At 70.3% G+C, this 23,479-nt stretch carries 23 protein-coding genes; 9 read left to right on the top strand and 14 right to left on the bottom strand.

Features of this window, described 5'->3' with window-relative positions; translation table 11 throughout:
- Positions 1-10: 10 nt before the first annotated feature.
- Together ACJJV7_RS13790 and ACJJV7_RS13785 are read right to left on the bottom strand one after the other, a co-directional pair.
- Complete coding sequence (locus tag ACJJV7_RS13790; protein WP_405373806.1) at positions 11-1,342, bottom strand: ABC transporter substrate-binding protein; 1,332 nt, start codon at positions 1,340-1,342, stop codon at positions 11-13.
- Between the two features lie 161 nt (positions 1,343-1,503).
- Positions 1,504-2,514: a LacI family DNA-binding transcriptional regulator gene (locus tag ACJJV7_RS13785; protein ID WP_405373808.1), complete on the bottom strand. Its 1,011-nt coding sequence runs from the start codon at positions 2,512-2,514 to the stop codon at positions 1,504-1,506.
- A 126-nt stretch (positions 2,515-2,640) separates the two neighbouring features.
- On the opposite strand from ACJJV7_RS13785, the gene ACJJV7_RS13780 reads away from it, so the two are divergent.
- On the top strand, positions 2,641-3,633 hold the full coding sequence (locus ACJJV7_RS13780; RefSeq protein WP_405373810.1) for an o-succinylbenzoate synthase: 993 nt from the start codon (positions 2,641-2,643) through the stop codon (positions 3,631-3,633).
- 7 nt (positions 3,634-3,640) lie between these two features.
- On the opposite strand, the gene ACJJV7_RS13775 is transcribed toward ACJJV7_RS13780, so the two are convergent.
- On the bottom strand, positions 3,641-4,240 hold the full coding sequence (locus tag ACJJV7_RS13775; RefSeq protein WP_405373812.1) for a TetR/AcrR family transcriptional regulator: 600 nt from the start codon (positions 4,238-4,240) through the stop codon (positions 3,641-3,643).
- A 106-nt stretch (positions 4,241-4,346) separates the two neighbouring features.
- Between ACJJV7_RS13775 and ACJJV7_RS13770 the strand changes: the two genes are divergently transcribed.
- Positions 4,347-7,190, top strand: coding sequence for an MMPL family transporter (locus ACJJV7_RS13770; protein ID WP_405373814.1), 2,844 nt, complete (start codon positions 4,347-4,349; stop codon positions 7,188-7,190).
- A complete protein-coding gene (locus ACJJV7_RS13765; RefSeq protein ID WP_405373816.1) occupies positions 7,187-9,490 on the top strand; it encodes a YhgE/Pip family protein in 2,304 nt (767 codons plus the stop codon). The genes ACJJV7_RS13770 and ACJJV7_RS13765 overlap by 4 nt, the downstream gene beginning before the upstream one ends.
- A gap of 60 nt (positions 9,491-9,550) precedes the next feature.
- Here ACJJV7_RS13765 and ccsB read toward each other — a convergent pair whose 3' ends face one another.
- The 6 genes from ccsB to ACJJV7_RS13735 form a co-directional block, all read right to left on the bottom strand.
- Complete coding sequence (ccsB, locus tag ACJJV7_RS13760) at positions 9,551-10,564, bottom strand: c-type cytochrome biogenesis protein CcsB (protein ID WP_405373818.1); 1,014 nt, start codon at positions 10,562-10,564, stop codon at positions 9,551-9,553.
- Between the two features lie 32 nt (positions 10,565-10,596).
- The gene (locus tag ACJJV7_RS13755; protein ID WP_405373820.1) at positions 10,597-12,384 is read right to left on the bottom strand and encodes a cytochrome c biogenesis protein ResB; all 1,788 of its coding nucleotides are present in this window, start codon (positions 12,382-12,384) and stop codon (positions 10,597-10,599) included.
- A complete protein-coding gene (locus ACJJV7_RS13750) occupies positions 12,365-13,171 on the bottom strand; it encodes a cytochrome c biogenesis CcdA family protein (protein ID WP_405373822.1) in 807 nt (268 codons plus the stop codon). Before ACJJV7_RS13750 ends, ACJJV7_RS13755 begins: the two co-directional genes overlap by 20 nt.
- Positions 13,168-13,773: a TlpA family protein disulfide reductase gene (locus tag ACJJV7_RS13745; RefSeq protein ID WP_405373824.1), complete on the bottom strand. Its 606-nt coding sequence runs from the start codon at positions 13,771-13,773 to the stop codon at positions 13,168-13,170. The genes ACJJV7_RS13750 and ACJJV7_RS13745 overlap by 4 nt, the downstream gene beginning before the upstream one ends.
- Positions 13,770-14,399, bottom strand: coding sequence for a histidine phosphatase family protein (locus ACJJV7_RS13740; RefSeq protein ID WP_405373826.1), 630 nt, complete (start codon positions 14,397-14,399; stop codon positions 13,770-13,772). Before ACJJV7_RS13740 ends, ACJJV7_RS13745 begins: the two co-directional genes overlap by 4 nt.
- Positions 14,400-14,460: 61 nt before the next feature.
- Positions 14,461-15,150 carry a DedA family protein gene (locus ACJJV7_RS13735; RefSeq protein WP_405373828.1) on the bottom strand — a complete coding sequence of 230 codons (690 nt, stop codon included), beginning with the start codon at positions 15,148-15,150 and terminating at the stop codon, positions 14,461-14,463.
- Positions 15,151-15,295: 145 nt separating this feature from the next.
- On the opposite strand from ACJJV7_RS13735, the gene aspS reads away from it, so the two are divergent.
- The 6 genes from aspS (at position 15,296) to ACJJV7_RS13705 (ending at position 21,905) form a co-directional block, all read left to right on the top strand.
- A complete protein-coding gene (gene aspS / locus ACJJV7_RS13730) occupies positions 15,296-16,636 on the top strand; it encodes an aspartate--tRNA(Asn) ligase (protein ID WP_405373830.1) in 1,341 nt (446 codons plus the stop codon).
- Between the two features lie 61 nt (positions 16,637-16,697).
- Positions 16,698-17,876: a mechanosensitive ion channel family protein gene (locus ACJJV7_RS13725; RefSeq protein ID WP_405374913.1), complete on the top strand. Its 1,179-nt coding sequence runs from the start codon at positions 16,698-16,700 to the stop codon at positions 17,874-17,876.
- Positions 17,877-18,011: 135 nt separating this feature from the next.
- A complete protein-coding gene (locus ACJJV7_RS13720; RefSeq protein WP_405373832.1) occupies positions 18,012-19,148 on the top strand; it encodes an ABC transporter substrate-binding protein in 1,137 nt (378 codons plus the stop codon).
- Positions 19,145-20,020, top strand: a complete 876-nt coding sequence (locus tag ACJJV7_RS13715) for an ABC transporter permease (RefSeq protein WP_405373834.1) — start codon at positions 19,145-19,147, stop codon at positions 20,018-20,020. Before ACJJV7_RS13720 ends, ACJJV7_RS13715 begins: the two co-directional genes overlap by 4 nt.
- Complete coding sequence (locus ACJJV7_RS13710) at positions 20,017-20,817, top strand: ABC transporter permease (RefSeq protein WP_405373837.1); 801 nt, start codon at positions 20,017-20,019, stop codon at positions 20,815-20,817. Before ACJJV7_RS13715 ends, ACJJV7_RS13710 begins: the two co-directional genes overlap by 4 nt.
- Positions 20,814-21,905, top strand: a complete 1,092-nt coding sequence (locus ACJJV7_RS13705; protein WP_405373839.1) for an ABC transporter ATP-binding protein — start codon at positions 20,814-20,816, stop codon at positions 21,903-21,905. Before ACJJV7_RS13710 ends, ACJJV7_RS13705 begins: the two co-directional genes overlap by 4 nt.
- Positions 21,906-21,918: 13 nt before the next feature.
- On the opposite strand, the gene ACJJV7_RS13700 is transcribed toward ACJJV7_RS13705, so the two are convergent.
- The 5 genes from ACJJV7_RS13700 to ACJJV7_RS13680 all read right to left on the bottom strand — a co-directional run bounded on the left by ACJJV7_RS13700 (position 21,919) and on the right by ACJJV7_RS13680 (position 23,439).
- The gene (locus ACJJV7_RS13700; protein WP_405373841.1) at positions 21,919-22,218 is read right to left on the bottom strand and encodes a Dabb family protein; all 300 of its coding nucleotides are present in this window, start codon (positions 22,216-22,218) and stop codon (positions 21,919-21,921) included.
- Positions 22,215-22,472 (bottom strand): glutaredoxin family protein, encoded by a 258-nt coding sequence (locus tag ACJJV7_RS13695; protein WP_405374915.1) that lies wholly within the window; start codon positions 22,470-22,472, stop codon positions 22,215-22,217. Before ACJJV7_RS13695 ends, ACJJV7_RS13700 begins: the two co-directional genes overlap by 4 nt.
- Positions 22,473-22,569: 97 nt before the next feature.
- Positions 22,570-22,668, bottom strand: a complete 99-nt coding sequence (locus ACJJV7_RS13690) for a 30S ribosomal protein bS22 (protein ID WP_003792170.1) — start codon at positions 22,666-22,668, stop codon at positions 22,570-22,572.
- An 81-nt stretch (positions 22,669-22,749) separates the two neighbouring features.
- Positions 22,750-22,941: a helix-turn-helix domain-containing protein gene (locus ACJJV7_RS13685; RefSeq protein WP_405373867.1), complete on the bottom strand. Its 192-nt coding sequence runs from the start codon at positions 22,939-22,941 to the stop codon at positions 22,750-22,752.
- Between the two features lie 93 nt (positions 22,942-23,034).
- A complete protein-coding gene (locus ACJJV7_RS13680; protein ID WP_405373869.1) occupies positions 23,035-23,439 on the bottom strand; it encodes an ArsR/SmtB family transcription factor in 405 nt (134 codons plus the stop codon).
- Between the last annotated feature and the right edge of the window lie 40 nt (positions 23,440-23,479).

Below are 23,479 nucleotides of genomic sequence, written 5' to 3'. Positions count from 1 at the left end.
CCCCGTCTGATCAGTCGAGGAGCGCGAAGCCCTGATCGGTCGCGTACGTCTCGAGAGTGGCCTGCAGGTCGTCGAGGGCTGCCGCGGCATCCTTGTTCTTGTCGACGACGACGGCGGTCAGCTCCTCCTGCAGCTGGTCGTACGCGTAGTTCTGGAACGGGCTGAACGTGAAGCCCGCGTATCCGGACGCAGCGGGGAGGAAGACGTCCTTGTTGATCTGCTGCCCGCCGAAGAACGGGTACTCCAGGTCGCGGAAGTAGTCCGACTCGAGGATCGGCTTCCACAGCGGGAACAGGGCGGCCTCTTCGATGCCGATCTTCCACGCCTCCTCGGTGCCGAAGATCTCCTTCGCCACCGTCGCAGCCGCCTGTTTGTCCTTCGCCTGCGAGGTCACGGCGAACGTCGATCCGCCCCAGTTGATCTGGACGGGGTTCGCGGCGTCCCACTGCGGGACGGGTGCGGCACGCCACTCGGCGGACTCGTCCGAGCCCTCGAGCCCCTGCAGGTAGCCGGGGCCCCACGCCGCGGCGACGTAGATCGCGTACGAGCCGTCGACGAGCTTCGTGTTGTAGTCGGCGGTGAAGGCCTCATCAGTGGCGACCAGGCCCTTGTCGGCGAGGTCCTGCCAGTAGGCGAGGACGTCCTTCGACTCCTGGTCGGCGACGTCGATGCCGATGTCCTGCGGCGAGGCGCTGTCGTAGGTGAACGGCACCGATCCCGCCTGCGCGAACAGCGCCTGCGTGAACGCGCGGCCGTTGGGCGGGAAGTTGGCGAGGACGCCGGGGGCACCGGCATCCTTCAGCGTCTGGGCCGCCTCGCCGAACTCGGCCCACGTCGTGGGCGGGGCGATGTCGTATTCGTCGAGGATGTCCTGCCGGTAGAGCATGCCCATGGGACCGCCGTCGACGGGGATGGCGTAGACCGCGTCGCCGCTCGAGACGTCCTTCCAGGCGCCCTCCGTGTAGTCGCTCTGGACATCGGCGGCGCCGAACTCCGACAGGTCGACGAGCGCGTCGCGGATCGCGAAGCTCGAGAGCACCTCGGCCTCGAGCATGATGACGTCGGGAGCGCCGCTGCCCGACTCGATCGACGTCGAGAACTTGGTGTACTCGTCGTTGCCCTGACCGGCGTTGGTCCAGCAGATCTGGACGTCGTCATGGCTGTTGTTGAACAGGTCGACGACCTGCTCGAAGGCGGGATACCAGGCCCAGACGGACACCTGCGTCGCGTCGGGGTTGACGATCTCATTCGTGCACGAGCTCTCGGCGGCGCCGGAGCAGCCGGTGAGGGCCGCAGCGGCGACGGCGACGACGCCGAAGCCTGCGATGACCTTGGACTTCATGGGCTGTGTGCTTCCTCTCGCGGTGTGGACACCGGTGTCTTACGGAGATGGATGCGGTGCGCCGAACACCGTCAGGTGCAGCGTCGCACGCGCTTTACAACGTTAGAAAGTAAACGTTGTAAAGCGATGATGACGCGCGTCATCGGTCCTGTCAAGATGCGTTACGCGAGCGTTGCCGACTCGCGGACGGCGAGATGGAAGTCGGCGAGGAGAAGCTGCGGCGGGCCGTCGAGATCGCCCGCGATGCGCCCGAGAAGCGTGCTCACTGCGGTCTTCGCGATCCAGCTCTGGCCCGGATCGATCGTGGTCAGCGACGGGATCGAGTACTGAGCTTCATCGAGATCATCGAAGCCCACGACGGCGACGTCGCCGGGAACGCGGCGCCCGCTCTCCTGCAATGCGCGCATCGCCCCGAGGGCGAGGGTGTCGTTCAGCCCGAACACCGCGTCGAAGTCGACGCCGCGACGAAGGATGTCGCTCATCGTCCGCGCCCCGTTCGAACGGTGCCACATCGTCGTGTAGCCGATGAGGTCCTCGTCGACGGCGATGCCCGCCGCCGTGAGCGCCTCGGCGTAGCCGCGGAGCCGGAGACCCGCCGACCCGATCACTTCGCCCGCGTGCGCCCCGACGACCGCGATCCGGCGACGGCCGGCGGCGAGGAGGTGCTCGGTGGCGGCGCGCGCAGCCTCGACGTTGCGCATGGTCACGTGATCGACCGGGCCGTCGAAGATCCGCTCCCCCAGCACGACCATGGGGAACGGCACCGCCAGACGGTCGACGTCAGCCTGATCCATCCCGAGCGGACTGAAGATGAGGCCGTCCGTCAGCTTCAGCCGGGGGCTGCGGAGGAGATCGAGCTCTCGGCCGCGATCACCGCCCGTCTGTTCGACGAGCACGACGACTCCCCGCCGCTCCGCCTCGGCGATGACCGTGGCCGCCAGTTCGGCGAAGTAGCTGAGGCCGAGATCCGGCACGGCGAGGGCGATCGCGCCGGTGCGGCCGCTCCGGAGGTTGCGGGCGGTCAGGTTGGGCGTGTAGCCGAGCTCCGCGATCGCAAGCTGGACCTTCTCCCGCGTGGTCGGGCGGACATGCGGGTAGTCGTTGATGACGTTGGAGACCGTCTTGATCGAGACCCCGGCCAGTCGCGCGACATCGTGCAGCGTCGGTGTCATGCCCCCTCCATGTCGTCACTGTACAACGTTGTAGCGCCCTGCCCCGCGGCGGGGGCGGCCGCCTGTTCCCGCGCTTCCCCGGCCGCGCCGCGCCCGGCCGCGCACCCCGGCCCCCATGATGGTGCCATGGACACCCCCGCGCTGCAGGATCTGCTCGACCGGATGCACGTCGTCGCCCTTCCGCTCGCGACACGCTTCCGCGGCATCGACGTGCGCGAGGCCGCCGTCTTCGAGGGACCGGCGGGATGGACCGAGTTCTCGCCCTTCGTCGAGTACGACGACCTCGAGGCGTCTGCCTGGCTGGCTGCGGCGATCGAGTACGGCTGGCACGAGGCGCCGCGTGCGCTCCGCGAGACGATCCCGGTCAACGCGACCGTCCCCGCTGTCGCGGCCGCCGACGTCGCCGGGGTGCTCGCGCGCTTCGACGGATGCCGCACGGCCAAGGTCAAGGTCGCCGAGCGCGGCCAGGTGCTCGCCGACGACGTCGCCCGCGTGCGAGCCGTCCGCGAGGCGATGGGAGCCGAGGGGCGCATCCGCATCGACGCGAACGGCGGCTGGAACGTCGACGAGGCGGAGCATGCCGTGCATGCCCTCGCCGAGTTCGACCTCGAATACGTGGAGCAGCCCTGCGCGACCATTCCCGAGCTCTCCGAGGTGCGCGCCCGCGTGAAGTACATGGACATCCCGATCGCCGCCGACGAATCCGTGCGAAAGGCCGCCGACCCGGTGGCCGTCGCACGCGCCGGTGCTGCGGACCTCCTCGTGATCAAGGCGCAGCCGCTCGGCGGCATCCGACGCGCGCTCGAGGTGGTCCGCGAGGCGGGGCTTCCCGCCGTCGTGTCGAGCGCGCTCGACACGAGCGTCGGGCTCGCGATGGGTGCCGCCCTCGCCGCCGCACTCCCCGGCCTCGACTTCGACTGCGGCCTCGGCACGGCCTCGCTGCTGGTCGCCGATGTCGCGGACCCGCCGCTCGTCCCCGTCGGCGGCGCGGTGACCGTGGGCCGCGTGGTGCCGAGCCCCGACCTGCTGGCCGAGCACGCGGCATCCGCCGATCGGACGCGCTGGTGGGTGGAGCGCGTGACGCGCTGTCACGCCCTGCTCGAGCGCGCGGGCCGGTAGGGCCGGGTCAGCTCGGGTCGACGAGGAGGGTCACGAGCTGCTCCAACCTCGACTGCAGCGCCGCACTCGACTCCTCGCGGGAGCGGCGTTCGAGCGCGCAGCGCGCGGTCGTCTCCTCCGACACGTCCATGAGCAGGCGCGCGGCGTCGGGGATCGGCAACCGCAGCCGGAAGCCGTAGACGTCGGCCACATCGCCGATGAGCGACTCGACCCGCGCATGGATCTGCTCCCGCCACGCCAGGAACGCCTCCGCGAGACGCTCGTCGCGGAGCGCCTGGGTGCGGATCTCGCTGAGCAGCTGCGGTTCCATCCGCTCGGCCAGCGAGACGTCGGCGATCTGACGCACGAGGTGCACGGGGTCGTCACCGCTGCCCGAAAGGCCCTTCACCCGACCGGCGACCTCGTCGAGCTTGTCGTCGGCGAGCTGCGTGATCAGGGCGAGGAACAGCTCGTCCTTGCTCTCGAAGTTCGAGTAGAACGCCCCGCGGGTGAAACCGGCGCGCTCGCAGATCGCCTCGACGGATGCCGCTCCCAAACCGACCTCGGCGAACACCTCGTGCGCGGCCTCGAGCAGGCGCGCCTGCGTGTTCTCGCGACGTCGCGTCATCTCACACCCACTCTTCAGACATAGACCGACCGTATCCCGTTAGGATACATGTGTGTATCGGATACAGCGCTGTATCGAAACCGTCTGATCCTTTCCCTGGAGCGCCGTGTCCACTCTTCTCTACTCCCTCGGCCGCTGGTCGTACCGTCACTCGTGGCGCGTGCTGATCGCCTGGCTCCTCCTCCTCGGCCTCGCCGGCGGGAGCGTCGCACTGTTCATGAAAGGCACCGACAACGCCTTCACGATCCCCGGAACCGAGGCGCAGGAGGGCATACAGCTCCTCGAGCGCACCTTCCCGCAGGCCAGCGGCGCGAGCGCGCAGTTCATCGTGGTCGCCCCTGAGGGCGCGACGGTGACCGATGAACCCCTGCGCGGCGAGATCGTCGACCTCGCCGGCGACCTCGGCGACATCGACGGCGTGTCGTCGGTGACGGACCCCTACGACGAGCTGGTCGAAGGCCTCGTGTCGGACGACGACCGCGCCGCCCTCGTGCAGATGCAGTTCGACGGGCAGTCCGTCGACGTCGAGGCGGAGACGATCGACGCCGTCCGCGGGCTCGTCTCCGACTTCCGCGACACGGCGCCCGAGGGCACGACCTCCGCGCTCGGCGGCGACCTCTTCTCGAGCTCGCTGCCCGCGCTGTCGATCATCGAGGCCGTCGGCGTGATCGTCGCCCTGTTCGTCCTCATGATCACGTTCCGCTCGTTCGCGGTCGCGTGGTTCCCCCTCATCAGTGCGCTCATCGGCGTCGCGCTCGCGATCTCGCTGATCTACGTCTCGACCGCCGTCACGACGATCTCGTCCGTGACCCCGATGCTCGCCATCATGCTGGGCCTCGCCGTCGGCATCGACTACGCCCTCTTCATCGTCGCGCGACATCAGGACCAGGTCCGCCTCGGGATGGACCCCGAGGAGTCGGCCGCCCGCGCGACCGGCACGGCCGGCTCGGCCGTCGTGTTCGCCGGCGTGACCGTGCTGATCGCGCTCATCGGCCTGAGCTTCGCCGGCATCCCGTTCCTCACCACGATGGGTATCGCGGCCGCCGTCGCCGTCTTCATCGCGGTGCTCGTCGCGGTCAGCCTCACCCCCGCCCTCCTGGGCTTCGCGAAGGGTCGTGTCGTCGGCTGGGGCTCGCGCGCCCTGCGCGCCGGCGTCCCCACCCGGCGCAAGAAGGCGGCTGCCACGGAGGCGGCCCCGCGCGCCGCAGCGACCCCGCGCACCAACCGCTGGGTCATGCTCGTCACGCGGCATCCGGTCGTCACCACCGTCGCCGTCGTGCTGGGGCTCGCCGTCATGGCGATCCCCTCGACGAGCCTGCACCTGGCCCTTCCGAACGCCGGCGTGCAGCCGCGCTCGAGCGAGGCGCGCCAGGCCTACGACCTCAACGCCGAGCACTTCGGCGCCGGCTCGAACGGCGCCCTCGTCATGGCCGGGACGATCGTCACCTCCACCGACCCCCTGGGCCTGATGGAGGATCTCAAGGCCGAGGTCGAGCGGATTCCCGGCGTCGAGCGCGTCGCCCTCGCGACGCCGAACGAGACCGCCGACACCGGACTCATCCAGATCGTCCCGACGACCGCGCCCGACGATCCCGAGACCGCCGAACTCGTCCGCGAGCTCCGCTCCCACCACGACGAGTGGCTCGACGAATACGGCGTCGACCTGAAGGTGACCGGCTACACGGCCGTCGGCATCGACATCTCCGACCGGCTCGGATCGGCGCTGCTGCCGTTCGGCATCTTCGTCGTCGGCCTGTCCTTCATCCTCCTGACGATCGTCTTCCGCTCGCTCTGGGTGCCGCTCAAGGCCACCCTCGGGTATCTGCTGTCGATCCTCGCCGCGTTCGGCGCCGTCGCGGCGGTGTTCGAGTGGGGCTGGCTCGCCGACGCCCTGCACGTCACCCGCACCGGCCCCGTCATCAGCTTCATGCCGATCATCCTGATGGGCGTGCTCTTCGGCCTCGCGATGGACTACGAGGTGTTCCTCGTCTCCCGCATGCGAGAGGACTACGTCCACGCCAGTCGGGCGCGCGGCGGCCGTGCCGACCGGGCGACGGCCGTGGCCGCGGTGCGGAGCGGGTTCACCGCCTCGGCCCGTGTCGTCGTCGCAGCGGCGGTGATCATGTTCGCCGTGTTCGCGGCCTTCGTCCCCGAGGGGGACAGTTCGATCAAGCCGATCGCACTGGGCCTCGCCGTGGGCATCGCCGTCGACGCCTTCCTCGTCCGCATGACGCTCGTTCCCGCCGTCATGACGCTGCTGGGCGAGAAGGCGTGGTGGATGCCGCGCTGGCTCGACCGCCTGCTCCCCCACGTCGACATCGAGGGCGAGGCGGTCGAGCACGAGCAGAAGAACCTCGCGTGGCCCGAACCCGACTACCGCGGCGCCCTCGCCGCAGACGATCTCGAGGTCCGCGCCGAGGGGCGCACGAGCGCCGACGACGTCGTGCTCTTCACCGGGGCGCACGTGCGACTGGACGACGGCGGCTCGCTGCTCGTCACCGCCGACGACCCGCACGCGTCCCGCGCCTTCCTGCTCGCCGTGGCGGGGCGCGTCGCCCCCTCCGGCGGACTCCTCCGCGTCTCGGGGCACCTGCTCCCGGGACGCGCCGCCTGGGTTCGCGCGCACGTCGGGGTCGCCGAGCTCGCCGGGTCCGAATCGCCCCTCGCCGAGCTCACCCGCGCCCTCTCGGGCCGCACGCGTTTCGTCGTGATCGTCGGGCTCGACGCCCTGACCGGAAGCACCCGCGATCAGGCCGCCGCGCTCCTGCGCGACGCCGCGGCGGGCGTCTCCGCGCGAGGCGGCGCCCTCACCGTCGCCGCATCCGCTCGCGACCTGGATGCCGCCCGCGCCCTCCTGGACGACGCGCACCGTCCTTCAGCCGAGACCCTCCGCCTCGGCGCCACCGTTCCGTCCCCCGCCACCACCGACACCCAGGTGATCCCCTCATGACCCTTCCCCTCGAACGCTCCCAGACCCGCCGGCCCGTGACGTGGGTCACCCTCATCGGCGTGCTGCTGCTGCCCGCCCTCATCGGCGGCATCCTCGTCGCCGCTCTCTACAACCCGACCGAGCGCCTCGACGCGATGAACACCGCGATCGTGAACAACGACGAACCCGTCGAGATCGACGGGCAGACGACGCCCCTCGGGCGCCTGCTCACGGCGGGCCTCGTCGAAGGGTCGGACGAACTCGAGAGCAATCTGACCTGGACCATCTCCAACACGGAGGATGCCGAGGCGGGCCTCGCCGACGGCTCGTACGACGCCATCGTCACCATCCCGAAGGACTTCTCGGCAGCGGCCACGTCGACCGCTCCCGGCGGTGATCCCGAGCGGGCGACCATCGTCCTCACGACGCCGCCCGACGCGCGGATCGTCGACGACGCCATCACCACGCAGGTGACGCAGACCGCGGCATCCATCCTCGGAGAGCAGCTCACCTCGACCTACCTCGAGAACGTGCTCCTCGGCTTCACGACCCTGGGCGACCAGCTCGGTGAGGCCGCCGACGGCGCCGAGCAGATCGCGGACGGCGGTCGCCAGGCAGCCGACGGCGCCGACCAGCTCGCCGACGGAGCCGGAGACGCCGCGACCGGCGCGTACACGCTCGCCGACGGCATCCGGGAACTCTCGAGCGGCGCCGGCGGACTGTCGACCGGCATCAGCGCGATCGGCACCGGCGCCACCGCCCTCTCGGGCGGAGCGCGTCAGCTCGCGACGGGCGCGGATGCCGCCGCCGACGGCATCGACGAACTCGCCGGCGGTGCCGACCAGATCGCGAGCGGGCAGGCCGCGACGGCAGACGGACTCGACACGTGGTCGGCCGGCGCGGGCGAGCTCGCCACCGGAACGAGCCAGCTCGCCGACGGGCTGGCTCAGATCGCCGACCAGACGGCGCAGATCCCGACCATCCCGACCGACGTCGTCGACGGCGTCGACGCCCTCGCTGCGCGCAGCAGCGAGGCCAGCGCCGCCGTCACCGCGGCGGCCGACGCCCTCGCCGACATCTCGGCGACCTGTCTCGCCGACGGCGGCACCGCAGAGGTGTGCGCCGCTCTCGCGGACGCGTCGGCCCAGGCCAACGCCGCCCTCCCCGACGTGCAGGGCCTCATCGGCCAGTCGGGCACGATCGCCACGCAGGTGCGCCAGCTCTCAGACCTCGGCCCGCAGCTCACCGCCGCCCTGCGCGAATCGGCCTCCGGAGCGCAGCAGCTCTCCGAGGGCATGACCGGTCTCGCCGACGGCGCGGACGACCTCGCCGCCGGGTCGCGGGGCCTCGCGACCGGGACCGCCGAACTGGCATCGGGTGCGGGCGCCGCCGCCACCGGCGTGCGTCAGCTCTCCGACGGCGCCGACGACCTGGCGGACGGTGCGGGCGAGCTCGCCAGCGGCGCCGGTCAGCTCGCCGACGGAGCGCGGACGTTCGCAGCGGGAGCCGGCACGGCCGCATCCGGCACCGAGTCGCTCGCCGACGGCGTGGGCCAGCTCGCCGACGGTGCAGGCGAGGTCTCCGACGGTGTCGGCCAGCTCGCCGACGGCACCGGCGACCTGGCGGACGGCCTCGATCAGGCCGTCGACGGCATCCCGAGCTACAGCGACGACGAGGCGAAGGATCTCGCCTCGATCGTCGCGAACCCCGTCGCCGCAGAGGGCACCGGCACCTCGCTCTTCGGAGCTTCCGCCGTGCCGCTGCTCGCGATGCTCGCGCTCTGGTTCGGTGGACTCGCCTCCTTCGTCGCTCTGCAAGCCGTCCCCCGCGGCGCCCTGTCGTCGCGGCGCCCCTCCGTTCTGCTCGCACTCCGAGCCCTCGCCCCGGGTGCGGCGATCGGCGCCGCGCAGGGCCTTCTGGTCGCCGGTGTCGTGCAGCTCGCCGCCGAGTACGAGGTCGGGCCGTGGTCCGTGTTCGCCGCCCTGTGCGTCGTGGCGGGCATCGCATTCGCCGCGGTCAACCAGGCCCTGGTCGCCATCTTCGGCGGAGCCGGACGGTGGGTCGCGACCCTCATCGGCGTCGTCGCCCTGGGAACGGGCATCGTCTCGACGATCCCGGGCGTCCTGGCCGACATCGCCGGCCTGCTCCCGACCGCTCCCGCCTACAGCTCGATGCTCGCCGCACTCACCGAGTCGAACGGCATCGGTGCGGGCATCATCGGCATGACGATCTGGGCGGTGCTGGCCGTTGTGGCCAGCGTCCTGGCCGTCGCGCGGCAGCGGTCGACCTCGGCCGGAGCGGTGCTGGCCCAGCCCGCCTGACCCTCCCCGTACGACGAAGCCCCCTACCGCGATGCGGCAGGGGGCTTCGTCGTTCCCGCGTCAGTTCAGGCCGCTGTAGGAGTGCAGACCCTGGAAGAACTGGTTGACGATGGTGAAGTTGAACAGCACCGAGCAGAACCCGACGATCGAGAGCCAGGCCGACCGCGTGCCACGCCAGCCGCGCGTCGCGCGTGCGTGGATGTAGCCGGCGTAGAGCACCCAGATGACGAAGGTCCAGACCTCCTTGGTGTCGAAGCCCCAGTAGCGACCCCACGCGTCGTTCGCCCAGATCGCACCGGCGATCAGGGTGAAGGTCCACAGGACGAAGCCGATGATCGCGAACCGGTAGGCCAGCGACTCGAGCACCTCGGCGCTCGGAAGAGTGCGGAGGAACGGCAGCCGGGTGCGCGCGGCGGCATCCGACCCCACCGCGGCCAGCGCGATGCGCTCGCGGCGCGACTGCAGGAGCTGCACGACCGAGAGGGCGAACGCGATCGCCAGGAAGGCCGACGCGAGCGACGCGACGAAGACGTGGATGACCAGCCAGACGCTCTTCAGCGGGTCGGACAGCGGGACCACCTCGACGTAGTAGGCGAGGGCCGCGCCGCCCAGCAGCACGACGATCAGGCCGTTGACGAACGCGCCGAGGAAGCGGAGGTCGTACTTGACGAGGACGCCGAGGAAGACGGCCACGACGAGAAGCGTGCCGGTGAGGGCGAACTCGTAGTTGTTCGACCAGGGCACGCGTCCTGCGGCGATGCCGCGGGAGACGTCGGCGCCGAGGTGGAAGAGGAAGGCGATCACCGTCAGGGCCACGCCGAGGCGGGCGAAGAGGTACCGACCGCGCTGGGACGGACGCGCCTCGAGAGCGATCTTCGCGGCGGCCTCCTCGGCGCGGATCTCGTCGATCGTCTGGCCGCCGCCGGCGGAGACGAGCGTGCGCACCTTGGCGTCCTGCGTCTGGATCGCCATGTCGGAGCGACGTGCGAGGTCGACCGTGAAGGCGAGGAAGCCGAGCGTGTAGATCGCGATTGCGGTCCACAGGAGCAGAACCGACAGGTCATCGAATGACATCGAGGTCCTCCGTGGGATGGGGTGGTTTGAGTTTACGGCCGTACCGCAGGGGTGCGGTCGGAGTGCGAAGAGGCCACGGCATCGTGACCGAGGGCGGTGCGGTGCTGTCGCGCGAGGTCGTCGACGGCGACCGCGATCGCGGGGTCCTCACCGCGGGCGAGGCCGGCGTATTCGACGCGCACCGTGTCTCCCTCGGGCGTGGCTTTGACCCACATACGCCGGCGCGGGACGAACAGCGCCGCGAACAGGCCGACGAGCGCGAGGATCGCGAACGCGAGCACCCAGGTCGAGCTGCCGTCGTTGTGGATCGAGAGCGACACGTAGCGCTTCACGGACTCGCGCCCGCCGCTCGCGAGCTCGTCCTCGAACGTGACCGTGCCGAGCCCGTCGGGCAGGTCGACCGTCTCGCCGGGGGTGAGCTCGAGAGACGGGTTCGGGGAGTCGCTGCCGGCGAGTTTGGTCATTCCGGTCGGGTCGAGCGCGTAGACCGAGCGCGCCGCACCGTCGTCGATGCCGAGATCGCCCGAGTACACCCAGAAGGTCATGCGGGGGTTGAGCAGGTCGCCGTATCCCGACGTGAGGGCGCCCGTGTCGAGTGTCGCCGCGGTGGGGTAGAAGAAGCCGACCAGCCCGACCTGTTCCGGCAGGCCGTCGGGCACCTTGACGACGCCCTGCGAGGTCATGTTGGCGTCCTGCGGCAGGAAGGCCACCGACTCGCTGTAGACGACGTCGCCGTCGGGGTTTCGCACCGTGATCGTGGGCGCATAGCCGTTGCCCATCAGGTAGATGCGGTCGCCGTCCATCGTGATCGGATGGTTGACGCGGATCGCTTCCTGCTTCGGCTCACCGCCGGCGAACTTCGTCGTGACGTTCGCGACGAAATCGCCCGACTGCCCCTGACCGGCCTCGCCGATCGGGGTGTACGACACGTCGAAACGGTCGAGGGTCACCGAGTACGGCGAGAGCGCCTCGGTGTCGACGAAGCGGCCGGGGTTGAAGGTCGTGTAGCCCAGACCGAGGGAGTTGACGAATCCGTCGCCCTCGGTGATCACGGTCTGCCCCGTGTAGGTGAAGCCGCCGCCGATACCCACCGACAGCAGGATGCCGACGAGGGCGCCGTGGAAGAGGAGGTTGCCGGTCTCGCGGATGTAGCCGCGCTCCGCCGAGACGGACGGGACGCCCTTGAGGTCGTAACGCTCGACGCGGTACCGGGCCGAGCGCAGCTGCGCCTCCGCGAGGTCGATGGCGTGGGCGGCGTGGGCGGCGGCATCCGTCCCCTCCGGGACCAGGGCGACGGTCTCGGCGTGATCGTCGAGGCGCGACAGCCGGATCGGCGTCCGCGGCGGGCGCTGCCGGAGAGCCTTCCAGTGGTGCTTCGTGCGGGGCAGTACGCACCCGATCAGCGAGATGAACAGCAGGATGTAGATCGCGGAGAACCACGCCGAGGTGTACACGTCGAACAGCTGCAGCCGGTCGAAGATCGGGAACAGATCGGGGTTCGTCGAGCGCCACTGCGTGACGCCGTTGGGGTCGGCGCTGCGCTGCGGGACCAGCGAGCCCGGGATCGCCGCGATCGCGAGCAGCAGCAGGAGGACGAGCGCCGTGCGCATGCTGGTGAGCTGACGCCAGCCCCATCGGGCCCAGCCCACGACGCCGAGCGCCGGGCCCGACCCGGGCGTCTCGCGCGGCGCCTCCGCGGTGCCTTCGGACGGGATGCCGTTGACGGTCTGGTCGAGGTGGTCGCTCGGGCGGAGGGGTCCGTCGACGCTCAGCCCCTCGTCGGAGCGGCCGTCGGTCGGCTCAGAGGAACGTCGGGACACCGGCCACCCCTCCGACGAAGACGGACATGAACTCGGCCCATACCCCGGTGACCATGAGGAGACCGAGGACGACGAGCATCGCACCGCCGACGATGTTCACGACGCGGATGTGGCGGCGGACGAACGACACCGACCGCGTCGCCCACGAGGCCCCGAGGGCGAGGAGGACGAAGGGCAGTCCGAGTCCGAGCGAGTACGCGACGGCGAGGATGCCGGCGCGCGCCGGGTCTGCCTGGCTGTAGGCCAGGGTCAGGATCGTCGCGAGGGTCGGGCCGATGCACGGAGCCCAGCCGACACCCATCGCGACACCGAGGAGAGGCGCTCCCGCGAGGCCGAGGTTCTGCCGCAGCTGCGGGCGATACGTCCGCTGGGCGACGCCGAACACCCCGACGAAGACGAGGCCGAGGGCGATGACGACGAGCCCGAGCACGCGGGTGATGACGTCCTGGTACTCCAGGAAGACGCGCCCGAGCGAGCCCGCGAACACGCCCATCGCGAGGAAGACGAGGGTGAATCCGGCGATGAAGAGCGCGACGCCGCCGAGCAGCCGGCCGCGCCCAGGGGACGCCGTGGCGGGCCGCGCTGCCGTCAGCGTGCCGCCGGCTTCCGAAGGCCGGCGCGCCGCGGAGGCCACGCGCGCCTCACGGGGCGCGACCGCTCCCCCGAGGAAGCCGAGGTAGCCGGGCACGAGCGGCAGCACGCAGGGCGAGAGGAACGACACCAGGCCTGCCAGCGCGGCGATCGGAATCGCGAGCCAGAGCGCGCCGTCGACGACGATGCCGCTCACGAGCCCTCCGCGAGCGTGTCCTCGATGATCGTCCGGAGGATCGACTCGCTGCCCTGCTGGATCTGGCCGAAGAAGCGGGCCGCGACCCGGCCCTCCCGGTCGAGCACGAGGGTCGTCGGCGCCGCCTGCAGCGACGTCCAATCCGCGAAGGAGAGCTTCAGGTCGACGTCGCCGCGGGCGAGGATCGAGGGGTACGAGATGCCGTACTCCTCCTCGAAGGAGCTCGCCTGCTCGGGGCCGTCGTAGATGTTCACGCCGAGGAAGTTGGCGCCGTCGTCCTTCGTGTCGGTGAACGCACCCTCCAGCACGGGAGCCTCGGCGCGGCACGGCCCGCAGGCGGCGTACCAGAAGTTGAGGACGAGGACCTCGTCGTCGAAGTCGGCGCTCGTGACGGTCGACCCGTCGACGGCCGTGCCGGTGAATTCGACGGCGCCGCCGCGCTCGGAGACCGGGATCTCCTCGACGCGGCCGTCACCGGAGATGAACCCCTGGTTGCGGCCTTCCTTGTACGTGTCGGCGAGGTCGTCGTTCGGCGTGGTGCAGCCGGCGAGGGTGACGGCGAGCGCTGCGGCCGCGACGGCGGCCAGGATCCTGCGTGTCATACCGCCCCCACATCCACGGCGCCCGCGGTCGGGGCCGGCTCGGCGTAGTCGACCTCGCGCCAGACGTCGCCCGAGAGCTCGAAGCTCGTGACGCTCGAAAGATCGCACCGGCGGCGGCGGGGGTCGTGACGCAGCGGCAGCCCCGCGACGGAGAGATGGGTGATCCAGATCGGGAGCTGATGGGACACGATGACGACGTCGCCCGAGGCGGTGCGGTTCCACGCGTCGTTCATCGCCGCCTGCATCCGGTCGACGACCTCGAGGTACGGCTCGCCCCAGCTGGGCAGTGCGGGGGTGCGGAGGTGCCACCAGTTGAGCGGGTTGCGCATCGCCCGGTGCATGCGTCGCCCCTCGAACACGTTCGTCGGCTCGATCACACGAGCGTCGACGACCGGCTGGACGCCGAACAGCTCGGCGAAGGGGGCGGCGGACTCGCGGGCCCGCTCGAGCGGCGAGCACACCAGTGAGCGCACCGGGCGCCCGAGCCCCTTGACGTGCTCGGCGGCGGCGCGGGCCATCTGGACGCCGGCCTCGCTCAGATGGAACTCCGGCAACCGTCCGTACAGCACGCGATCGGGGTTGTGGACTTCCCCATGGCGCACGAGATGAAGACGGGCAGCAGTCACCCTGAAAGTCTACGCGGCAGCGCCTATGCGGGGCCTGAGCCCGGGCCCCTGGCGGCGTCGATCAGCGGGCGCCGGAGCCCTCGGCATCCGATCGACGGTCGCGCATCACGGCCCGCACCCGGACGACGACGAACCACGCCACGAGCGCGACGATGACGACGATCACGATGAGCTGGAAGATCTCGGCGTACTGCTCGACGATGTGCCAGTTCTCGCCCAGGACGAATCCCGAGACGACGAAGATCGAGTTCCAGATGAGGCTTCCCGCCGTCGTCAGCAGACCGAAGAGCCACCAGTGCATCTTCGAGACGCCCGCCGGAATGGAGATGAGGCTCCGGAACAGCGGCACCATGCGTCCGAAGAAGACCGCGACAGGGCCGTGCCGTTCGAACCAGGCGACCGCCCGGTCGATGTCGTCGCCCTTCACGAGCGGGAGCTTGTCGGCGATGCGGCGCAGACGCGCGACGCCCAGCCAGCGGCCGAGGAAGTAGAGGAGATACGCACCCACGACGGAGCCGAGCGTCGTCCACGCGATGGCTTCGAAGAGGGTGAACGAGCCTCGGGATGCCGCGAGTCCCGCCATCGGCAGGACGACCTCGCTGGGGATCGGCGGGAAGATGTTGTCGAGTCCGACGGCGATCGCCGCCCCGGGCGGCCCGATCAGCTCCATCAGGGACACGACCCAGTCCGCGAGGGACGTCAGCCACGATCCCCCGTCTTGGGCCGTCGCAGCCAGGATGGTCTCGCTCATCGGGTGCCTTCTCGCGCTCGGTGATCGGATGCCCGTCCGGGCCCCCCTCTCCCAGCGTAGGGCGGCGGCGGCGGCGGACCTGGACGAAGGCCGAGCGCCCGCCGCGGCACGGCGCGTCGCGGCGCCGCGCGTAGACTCTCCCCTTGTGAGTGAACGCGTTCTCGTAGAGCAGCTGCAGTCCCGTGAAGACGGTTCCGTCTCCGTCTCCGGATGGGTGGAGACGGTCCGAGACCAGAAGCGGGTGCAGTTCGTCATCCTCCGCGATGAGACGGGCGCCGTGCAGCTGGTGAATCCGGCCACCCGGCCCGCCGAGGACGGCAGCGAGCAGGATGCCGCGGCGCTCGCCCTCACCGAGCAGATCTCCGCGCTGTCGACGGGCACGTTCCTCACCGTGACCGGTGCGCTCAAGCACGACGAGCGCGTGAAGCTCGGCGGTGTCGAGATCAAGATCGGCGGCCTCGACATCGCGGCATCCGCTCTTCCCGAGACGCCCATCGCCGCCGACAGCGGGATGGACAAGCGCATGGACTGGCGCTTCCTCGACCTGCGCCAGCGCCGCAACAACCTGATCTTCCGCATCCAGACCACGCTCGAGCACGCGATGCGCACGTACTGGATCGAGCGCGACTACATCGAGATCCACTCGCCGAAGCTGATGGCCTCCGCCTCGGAGTCGAACGCCGAGTTGTTCGAGGTGCCGTACTTCGAGGACAAGACCGCCTACCTGGCGCAGTCGCCGCAGTTCTTCAAGCAGATGGCCCAGGTCGCCGGGTTCGGCAAGATCTTCGAGATCGGCGACGTCTACCGCGCCGACCCCTCGTTCACGAGCCGTCACGCGACCGAGTTCACCTCGATCGACGCCGAGATCAGCTGGATCGACTCGCACGAGGACGTCGCCACGATGCAGGAGGAGCTCCTGCAGTTCGCGGTCCAGGCCGTCGCCGACAAGCACGGGGCCGAGATCAAGGACCTGTTCGACCTCGACGTCGTCGTCCCCGCCGTGCCGTTCCCGCGCATCCCGCTCGCCGAGGCGCGCGAGATCGTCGCCGCCCGCGGCTACGAGATCCCCCGCACCGACGGCGACCTCGACCCCGAGGGCGAGCGGCAGATCTCCGCGCACGTGCAGGAGACCTACGGCCACGAATTCGTGTTCATCACGGACTACCACCCCGAGATCCGTGCGTTCTACCACATGCGCGACGAGGAGACCGGGCTCACCAAGAGCTACGACCTGCTCTACAAGGGCGTCGAGATCACGACCGGCGCGCAGCGCGAGCACCGCGTCGACGTGCTGGAGAAGCAGGCCCGCGAGAAGGGTCTCGACCCGGAGCACCTCGGCTTCTACTTCGACTTCTTCAAGTACGGCGCTCCCCCGCACGGCGGCTTCGGCATGGGGCTGGCCCGCGTGCTGATGCTCCTGCTCGGGCAGGACTCGATCCGCGAGGTGACCTACCTCTTCCGCGGGCCGACGCGCCTCGCCCCCTGACACGAGACCGTCATCCGGATCCCGTAACGTGGCTCCCTTCCGACCGGAGGGAGCCACGTTCATGTGGGAAAGCTGGCTGACGTACGGCATCGCCGTCGCCCTCGCCGTCGTCGCCGCGATCATCGTCGCGGCCCTGGTCTCAGTGGCGGTGCGGGTCACCGCGAAGCGGCGCGCGTGGGCGGGTGTGCTGATGCGCAACGCGCGGCATCCGTTCCGCACGATCCTGCTCATCGCCGGCCTGTGGGCCGCAACGCACGCGGCGTTCCCCGACCGGGAGATGCTGCCGATCCTCGTCCACGTCTTCACGATCCTCGCGATCGCGGCGAGCGGATGGCTGCTCGCATCGCTCGTCGTCGTGCTGACGGACGTCGCGCTCGGCCGGTACCGCATCGACGTGCCCGACAACCGGGTCGCGCGCCGCATCCGCACCCAGATGCTGATCGTCCGGCGGCTCGCCATCGTGCTGATCGTCATCATCGCGCTCGGCGCGTCGCTGCTCACCTTCGATGCCGTGCGCGCGGTCGGGGCGAGCGTCCTCGCCTCGGCGGGCATCGCGTCGGTCGTCGCGGGGCTGGCCGCCCAGTCCGTTCTCGCGAACGTGTTCGCGGGACTGCAGCTCGTGTTCAGCGACGCCCTGCGCGTGGACGACGTGGTGGTGGCGGACGGCGAATGGGGTCGCGTGGGTGAGATCACCCTGAGCTACGTCGTCCTCGACCTCTGGGACGACCGCCGACTCGTCCTCCCCTGCACGTACTTCACCACCACGCCGTTCGAGAACTGGACGCGGCGCGGGTCGGAGCTGCTGGGCGCCGTCGAGTTCGACCTCGACTGGCGGGTCTCCCCCGCAGCCATGCGCGAGCACCTGGCCGAGGTGCTCGCGCAGACCGATCTGTACGACGGTCGCGCATCGGTCCTACAGGTGACGGAGGCCACGGGCGGATACGTCCGTGTGCGGATCCTCGTCACGGCCCAAGACGCCCCCACGCTGTTCGATCTGCGCTGCATCGTGCGCGAGGCCATGGTGCTCTGGGTGCAGCAGACGATGCCCGAGGCGCTCCCCGTGCAGCGGGTGATCATGTCGGCGCCCGAGCCGGCCCGCGCCGCGAAGGATGCCGCCACCCCCGCCGACCCGCTCGTCACCGACGGCCTGTTCACGGGCAGCATCGAAGCCGAGAAGCGGGCCAGCACCTTCACCAACGCGATCCCGGTGATCCGTGCAGACCGCGAGACCGAGCGCTGAACACGGCGGTCAGCCGGGCGTCATCACTCGTTCATCCTCGTGGCCCCCGCGGGTCACTTCGCGGTCGTAGCTTCCCCTCGTCCCCCCGAACGGCCGCGACTTCTGCGTGCCGTCGGAGCACCCGAGAGGAACCCGATGTCCCGCAACTTCCCGCGCCGCGCGTCCGCTGCCGTCGCGCTCACGATGATCGCCGCTCTGAGCCTCGCCGCCTGCGCCGGCACGCCCGACGCCGAGAACGCCGCCGCTGAGGGCTCGAACGCCGCCACGGCCACGAGCCTCGCCGACTTCGGCACGTTCGCCGAGCTGGAAGCGGCCGCCAAGGCCGAGGGTCAGCTCAACGTCATCGCCCTCCCCCGCGACTGGGCGAACTACGGCGAGATCCTCGACTTGTTCGCCGGCCGCTACCCCGAGATCACGATCAACGAGCAGTCGCCCGACGTCTCGAGCGCCGAGGAGATCACGGCTGCGGAGACGAACAAGGGACTCGACACCGCTCCTGATGTCTTCGACCTCGGCCTGACCGTCGCGCTCCAGAACACCGACACGTTCGCCCCGTACAAGGTGCAGACCTGGGACGACATCCCCGATGAGCTGAAGGAGCCGACCGGACTGTTCGTCGGCGATTACGGCGGGTACATGTCGGTCGGGTACGACTCCGCGAAGTTCGACGCCCCCGCGACGCTCGACGACCTCCTCGGCGCCGAGTTCCGCGGCTCCGTCGCGATCAACGGCGATCCGACGCAGGCGGGCGCGGCCTTCGCCGCGGTGGGCCTCGCGTCGGTGCAGTCGGGCGGCTCGCTCGACGACTTCCAGCCCGGAATCGACTTCTTCTCGAAGCTCAACGACGCCGGCAACATGCTGAAGCTCGACGTGACGAGCGCGACGGTCGCCAGCGGCGAGACCCCGGTGGTCTTCGACTGGGACTACCTGAACGCCGCGCACGCCGCTGACGTCCCGACCTGGAAGACGGTCGTCTTCGACGGGGTCGGCTACGCCGGCTACTACAACCAGGCCATCAACGTCGACGCCCCGAACCCCGCAGCGGCCCGCCTGTGGCAGGAGTTCCTCTACAGCGACGAGGTGCAGAACCTCTTTCTGAAGGGCGGCGCCCGTCCCGTACGCGCAGAGGCGATGACGGCGGCCGGCACGATCGACGCCGACCTCGCCGCGGCGCAGCCGGAGGCTCCGGCCGACACGGTGGTGCCCACCGAGGCGCAGTCCACCGCCGCCGGCGAACTGCTGGGCACCGCCTGGGCCGCAGCGGTCCAGTGAGCCCGGCCGCTGTGGGGAGGCCCGGGCGAGCGGGGTGGTCCTGGCTCGGGCTGCTGCCCTTCGCGGTGTACCTCCTCCTCTTCCTCGTCCTCCCCACAGCGCTCGCCCTCTTCACCGGGCTGCTCGACGGTGACGGCGCCCTGACCGGTGACAACCTCGCCGCTCTCGTCGACCCGGTCGTCCTCGACGCCTTCGGGAACTCGACCTGGGTGTCGCTGCTCACCGCGCTCATCGGCGCCGTGCTCGGCGCTCTCGTCTGCTTCGCACTGCTCGGCCTCCCCGAGACCGGCGCGATCCGCGCGACGGTCGACGCCGCGGCGGGCGTGCTCGCCCAGTTCGGCGGCGTCATGCTCGCATTCGTGATGATCGCGACGATCGGGACGCAGGGAGTGGTGACCCGGCTGCTCCGAGACGTCTTCGGGGTCGACATCTTCGCCGGTGGCGCGTGGATCTACGCCCTTCCGGGGCTCATCCCCGCCTACATCGTCTTCCAGGTGCCGCTCATGGTCATCACCTTCATGCCCGCCCTCGCCGCCCTGAAGCCGCAGTGGGTCGAGGCTCACCTCACGCTCGGCGGCACGCACCGGAGCTTCTGGGCGTTCGTCGGCTTCCCGATCCTCGCGCCGTCGTTCCTCGCGAGCTTCCTGCTGCTGTTCGCCAACGCGTTCTCGTCGTACGCGACCGCCGCGGCCCTCGCCAGCCAGGGCTCGTCGATCGTGCCCCTCCAGATCCGGACGGCGCTCACGAGCGAGACGGTGCTCGGTCGGGAGAACCTCGCGGGCGCGCTCGCATTCGGCATGATCGTCGTGGTCGGCGCGGTGATGGCGGTCTACGCGCTCGTCCAGCGCCGCGCGGCGAGGTGGCAGGCATGAGCGGCATCCTCGCTCCCTCCCGCGCCGTGCGTGTGATCATCGCGGTGATCGTCGGAGCCGTATTCCTGATCCCGTTCGCCGCAACCGCGCTGTTCACGGTGACGGCGGCGGACGGCTCGCTCACGTTCGACCGGTGGGCGGCGCTGTTCGACCCGGCGCGTGCATCGGCCTACCGGCCCATCTGGACGGGATTGCTGAACTCGCTGAGCCTCGCGGTCGTGACGGTGGCCATCGTCCTGTTCCTCTTCGCCCCCACGATGGTCCTCGTCTCGCTGACGTTCCCGCGCCTGCGCCGCGCGTTCGAGTTCCTGGCGCTCCTCCCGATCGCCATTCCGGCCATCGTGCTGGTGGTCGGGCTCGCGCCCATCTACCTGCAGATCGGGCGCACGGTGGGCACCGGCGCATGGACGCTCGCGCTCGCCTACGGCGTGCTGGTGCTCCCCTTCGCCTACCGCTCGATCCAGGCATCCATCGACGCCGTCGACCTCCGGACCCTCTCGGAGGCCGCGCGCACCCTCGGCGCCGGCTGGCCCACCGTCTTGCTGAGGGTCGTGGCGCCGAACCTCCGCCAGGGGCTCCTCGCGGCATCCCTCATCTCCGTCGCGGTCGTCCTCGGCGAATTCACCATCGCGTCGCTGCTCAACCGGCAGGTGCTGCAGACGGGGCTCGTCGTCATCAACAAGCAGGATGCCTGGGCGTCGGCGATCTTCACGCTGCTCGCGCTCGCGTTCGCCTTCGTCTTGCTCCTCATCATCGGCCGCGCGGGACGCATCGGCGCCGGAAGGAAGACCCCATGACCCCCGACCTCCCCCTCCCCCGGACCGCGGACAACGCCGTGCTCGCGGCCGCCGGCGACGGCACCCGCGTCGAGCTGCGCGGTGTCGTGAAAGAGTACGGTCCGACTCGCGTGCTGCACGGCGTCGACCTCGACATCGCCCCGGGCGAGTTCGTGTCGCTCCTCGGCCCGTCGGGATGCGGCAAGACCACGGCCCTCCGCGTCGTGGCCGGGCTCGAGCGCGCCACCTCCGGAACGGTCGCGTTCGGGGGCGCTGACGTGTCGCGGCTCCCCACCCATCGCAGGGACATCGGCATGGTGTTCCAGGCCTACTCGCTGTTCCCCCACCTCCGCGTCGTGGACAACGTCGCCTTCGGGTTGCGGCGTCGCCGCGTGGATGCCGCGTCGGCTCGGCGCCGGTCGGGCGAGGCCCTCGACCTCGTGGGCCTCGGCCATCTCGCAGATCGCTACCCTCACCAGCTCTCGGGAGGCCAGCAGCAGCGCGTCGCGCTCGCGCGCGCCCTCGTCACCGAGCCCCGCGTCCTGCTCCTCGACGAGCCGCTGTCGGCTCTCGACGCGAAGGTACGCGTGCAGCTGCGCGACGAGATCCGTCGGATCCAGCTGCGACTCGGGACGACGACCATCTTCGTCACCCACGACCAGGAGGAAGCTCTCGCCGTCTCCGACCGCATCGCGGTCATGGACGCGGGCCGCATCGAGCAGATTGGAACCCCCGAAGACCTCTACCTCCGGCCGCAGACCGCTCAGGTGGCGAGCTTCGTGGGGCTCTCCAGCACCGTTCCGGGCAGGGCTGACGGGCAGGCCGTCACGGTCTGGGGCGGCGAGGTGCCCATCCAGGGCGAGCCGGTCACGGGCGAGGTCGACGTGCTCGTGCGTCCTGAGAACGTCAGGCTCGCGGCGCCCGGGACCGGCGTCGGGGCGATCGTGGAGGAGAGCACCTTCCTCGGGAGCTTCCGCCGAACGCTCGTCCGCACGGAGGACGGCGCCCTCGTCCGCGTGCAGCACTCGGCCGCCGAGCGGCTCTCGTACGGCGACCGAGTCGAGATCTCCCTCGTGTCGGCGCCGGTCGCGGTCCGCGCGAGGGGATGAGCCCCGGCGCGGATCAGACCTCGAAGTCGACGGCCAGTCGGCCGGACACCACGCTGCGCACGTAGGCCACGACGTCCTGATGGGCGGGGTGCACCTGGTACGCGTCCAGCCCGTCGAGGTCGTCGAAATCGGCCACGAGAGCGACATCGGCGTTCGTGTCGGGGAACGCGACGTTCGGTCCGATGCTCAGCTGACGGATCGACGGCACCACCCCGACGAGTCCCGTGATCAGGCGGGTGATCTCGGCGGCGTGCTCCGCCCGGGTGTCGGCATCGTCCGCGGCCAGCTTCCAAGCCACGACGTGCCGGATCATGCGGAGATCCGCTCGTCGAGCGCCGCGCGCAGGCGATCGGCCGACACCCGCCAGTGCGCGTGCAGCTCGCCGTCGAGGAGGACCACGGGGATCTTCTCCCACCAGCGCGCGTGCAGCTCGGCGTCGTCGGCGATCGAGTGCTCCTCGATCACGACGGCACCGTCGGGCAGATCCGCCACGACGGCGTCGACGATCTCCCGAGCGACGTCGCAGAGATGGCAGTCGGGTTTGGAGATGAGTGTCAGAGCGGTCACGGCATCCATGATCCCATCCGCATGGGGTCATGAGCGCAACACGAAGCGCCCCGGCGACCGACAGAGCCGATCGGGGGCGCTAGGTGTGCGGTGCCGCTTACTTCTTGTTGCGGCGCTGGTGGCGCGTCTTACGAAGCAGCTTGCGGTGCTTCTTCTTCGCCATACGCTTGCGGCGCTTCTTGATGACTGAACCCACGGAAAACCTCACTAAGTAGGGGTCTGGACGCGCAGTTTCCGCGTCCGGGAGCGGCACGACGTGAAAATGCCTCGGGTCAGTCTAACCGACGTCGGCGATCGGCCGTTGCAAGGCCTCGGTGACTGCGGTTTCGGGCACGCGATAGCTGCGTCCGAAACGTACGGCCGGCAGGTCGCCGGAGTGGACGAGGCGATAGACGGTCATCTTCGATACACGCATCAGCTCCGCCACCTCCGCGACGGTGAGAAAGCGCACATCAGCGATGCCCGACATCGAAGTTCCCCTGTCCCCTGGAGCGAATCCCTCCACAGTAGGGCCTTCGCGGGACGCGTGTAAACCGATGGGGCCCGTGTGACCAGAGGGGTGTCAGCGCCCGGGCAGCTTGTTGAGCACGCTGGCGACGGCGTGCTTCGCGGATGCCGCAGCGCGCCCCACCACATCGGCGGCGTGTGCGGCGCCCTCGGTCAGGCCCGCGCTGAACTCGGCCGGGTCGTCGTCGATGCCCAGGAAGGGCAGCAGCCAGTCGTCCACTTCGTCGAGGGGAGCCGGGGACAGGCTGTAGTAACGGTGCTGCCCCTCTTCGCGCACCGACACGAGCGCCGCCTCGCGCAGCACCTTCAGGTGCTTGGACACCGTGGGCTGGCTCACGCCGAGCTCGGCGACGATCTGCGACACGCTCGTCCCGCTCTCGCCGGAGGAACTCCGTTCGCGCAGAAGCTGCAGGATGTCCCGACGAGTGCCGTCGGCGATCACGTCGAAGATGTCCGCCATGTGCTTAGGTTAGCCCGCGGTGCTCCCGGAGTACCATGAA

Origin of the sequence: Microbacterium sp. Ld4 (genome assembly GCF_045066555.1) — a bacterium.
Taxonomy (GTDB): domain Bacteria; phylum Actinomycetota; class Actinomycetes; order Actinomycetales; family Microbacteriaceae; genus Microbacterium.
Note: the sequence above shows the minus strand (reverse complement) of the source record. Positions and strands in the feature narration are given on the sequence as shown.

What these genes read in the sequence shown, in the direction of transcription:
- ACJJV7_RS13725 (WP_405374913.1), top strand. Translation starts at nt 16,698, where the DNA reads ATGTGGGAAAGCTGGCTGACGTACGGCATCGCCGTCGCCCTCGCCGTC.
- ACJJV7_RS13710 (WP_405373837.1), top strand. Translation starts at nt 20,017, where the DNA reads ATGAGCGGCATCCTCGCTCCCTCCCGCGCCGTGCGTGTGATCATCGCG.
- ACJJV7_RS13720 (WP_405373832.1), top strand. Translation starts at nt 18,012, where the DNA reads ATGTCCCGCAACTTCCCGCGCCGCGCGTCCGCTGCCGTCGCGCTCACG.
- ACJJV7_RS13680 (WP_405373869.1), bottom strand. Translation starts at nt 23,439, where the DNA reads ATGGCGGACATCTTCGACGTGATCGCCGACGGCACTCGTCGGGACATC.
- ACJJV7_RS13705 (WP_405373839.1), top strand. Translation starts at nt 20,814, where the DNA reads ATGACCCCCGACCTCCCCCTCCCCCGGACCGCGGACAACGCCGTGCTC.
- ACJJV7_RS13775 (WP_405373812.1), bottom strand. Translation starts at nt 4,240, where the DNA reads ATGACGCGACGTCGCGAGAACACGCAGGCGCGCCTGCTCGAGGCCGCG.
- ACJJV7_RS13700 (WP_405373841.1), bottom strand. Translation starts at nt 22,218, where the DNA reads ATGATCCGGCACGTCGTGGCTTGGAAGCTGGCCGCGGACGATGCCGAC.
- ACJJV7_RS13790 (WP_405373806.1), bottom strand. Translation starts at nt 1,342, where the DNA reads ATGAAGTCCAAGGTCATCGCAGGCTTCGGCGTCGTCGCCGTCGCCGCT.
- ACJJV7_RS13735 (WP_405373828.1), bottom strand. Translation starts at nt 15,150, where the DNA reads ATGAGCGAGACCATCCTGGCTGCGACGGCCCAAGACGGGGGATCGTGG.
- ACJJV7_RS13745 (WP_405373824.1), bottom strand. Translation starts at nt 13,773, where the DNA reads ATGACACGCAGGATCCTGGCCGCCGTCGCGGCCGCAGCGCTCGCCGTC.
- ACJJV7_RS13780 (WP_405373810.1), top strand. Translation starts at nt 2,641, where the DNA reads ATGGACACCCCCGCGCTGCAGGATCTGCTCGACCGGATGCACGTCGTC.
- ccsB (WP_405373818.1), bottom strand. Translation starts at nt 10,564, where the DNA reads ATGTCATTCGATGACCTGTCGGTTCTGCTCCTGTGGACCGCAATCGCG.
- ACJJV7_RS13765 (WP_405373816.1), top strand. Translation starts at nt 7,187, where the DNA reads ATGACCCTTCCCCTCGAACGCTCCCAGACCCGCCGGCCCGTGACGTGG.
- ACJJV7_RS13685 (WP_405373867.1), bottom strand. Translation starts at nt 22,941, where the DNA reads ATGTCGGGCATCGCTGATGTGCGCTTTCTCACCGTCGCGGAGGTGGCG.
- ACJJV7_RS13785 (WP_405373808.1), bottom strand. Translation starts at nt 2,514, where the DNA reads ATGACACCGACGCTGCACGATGTCGCGCGACTGGCCGGGGTCTCGATC.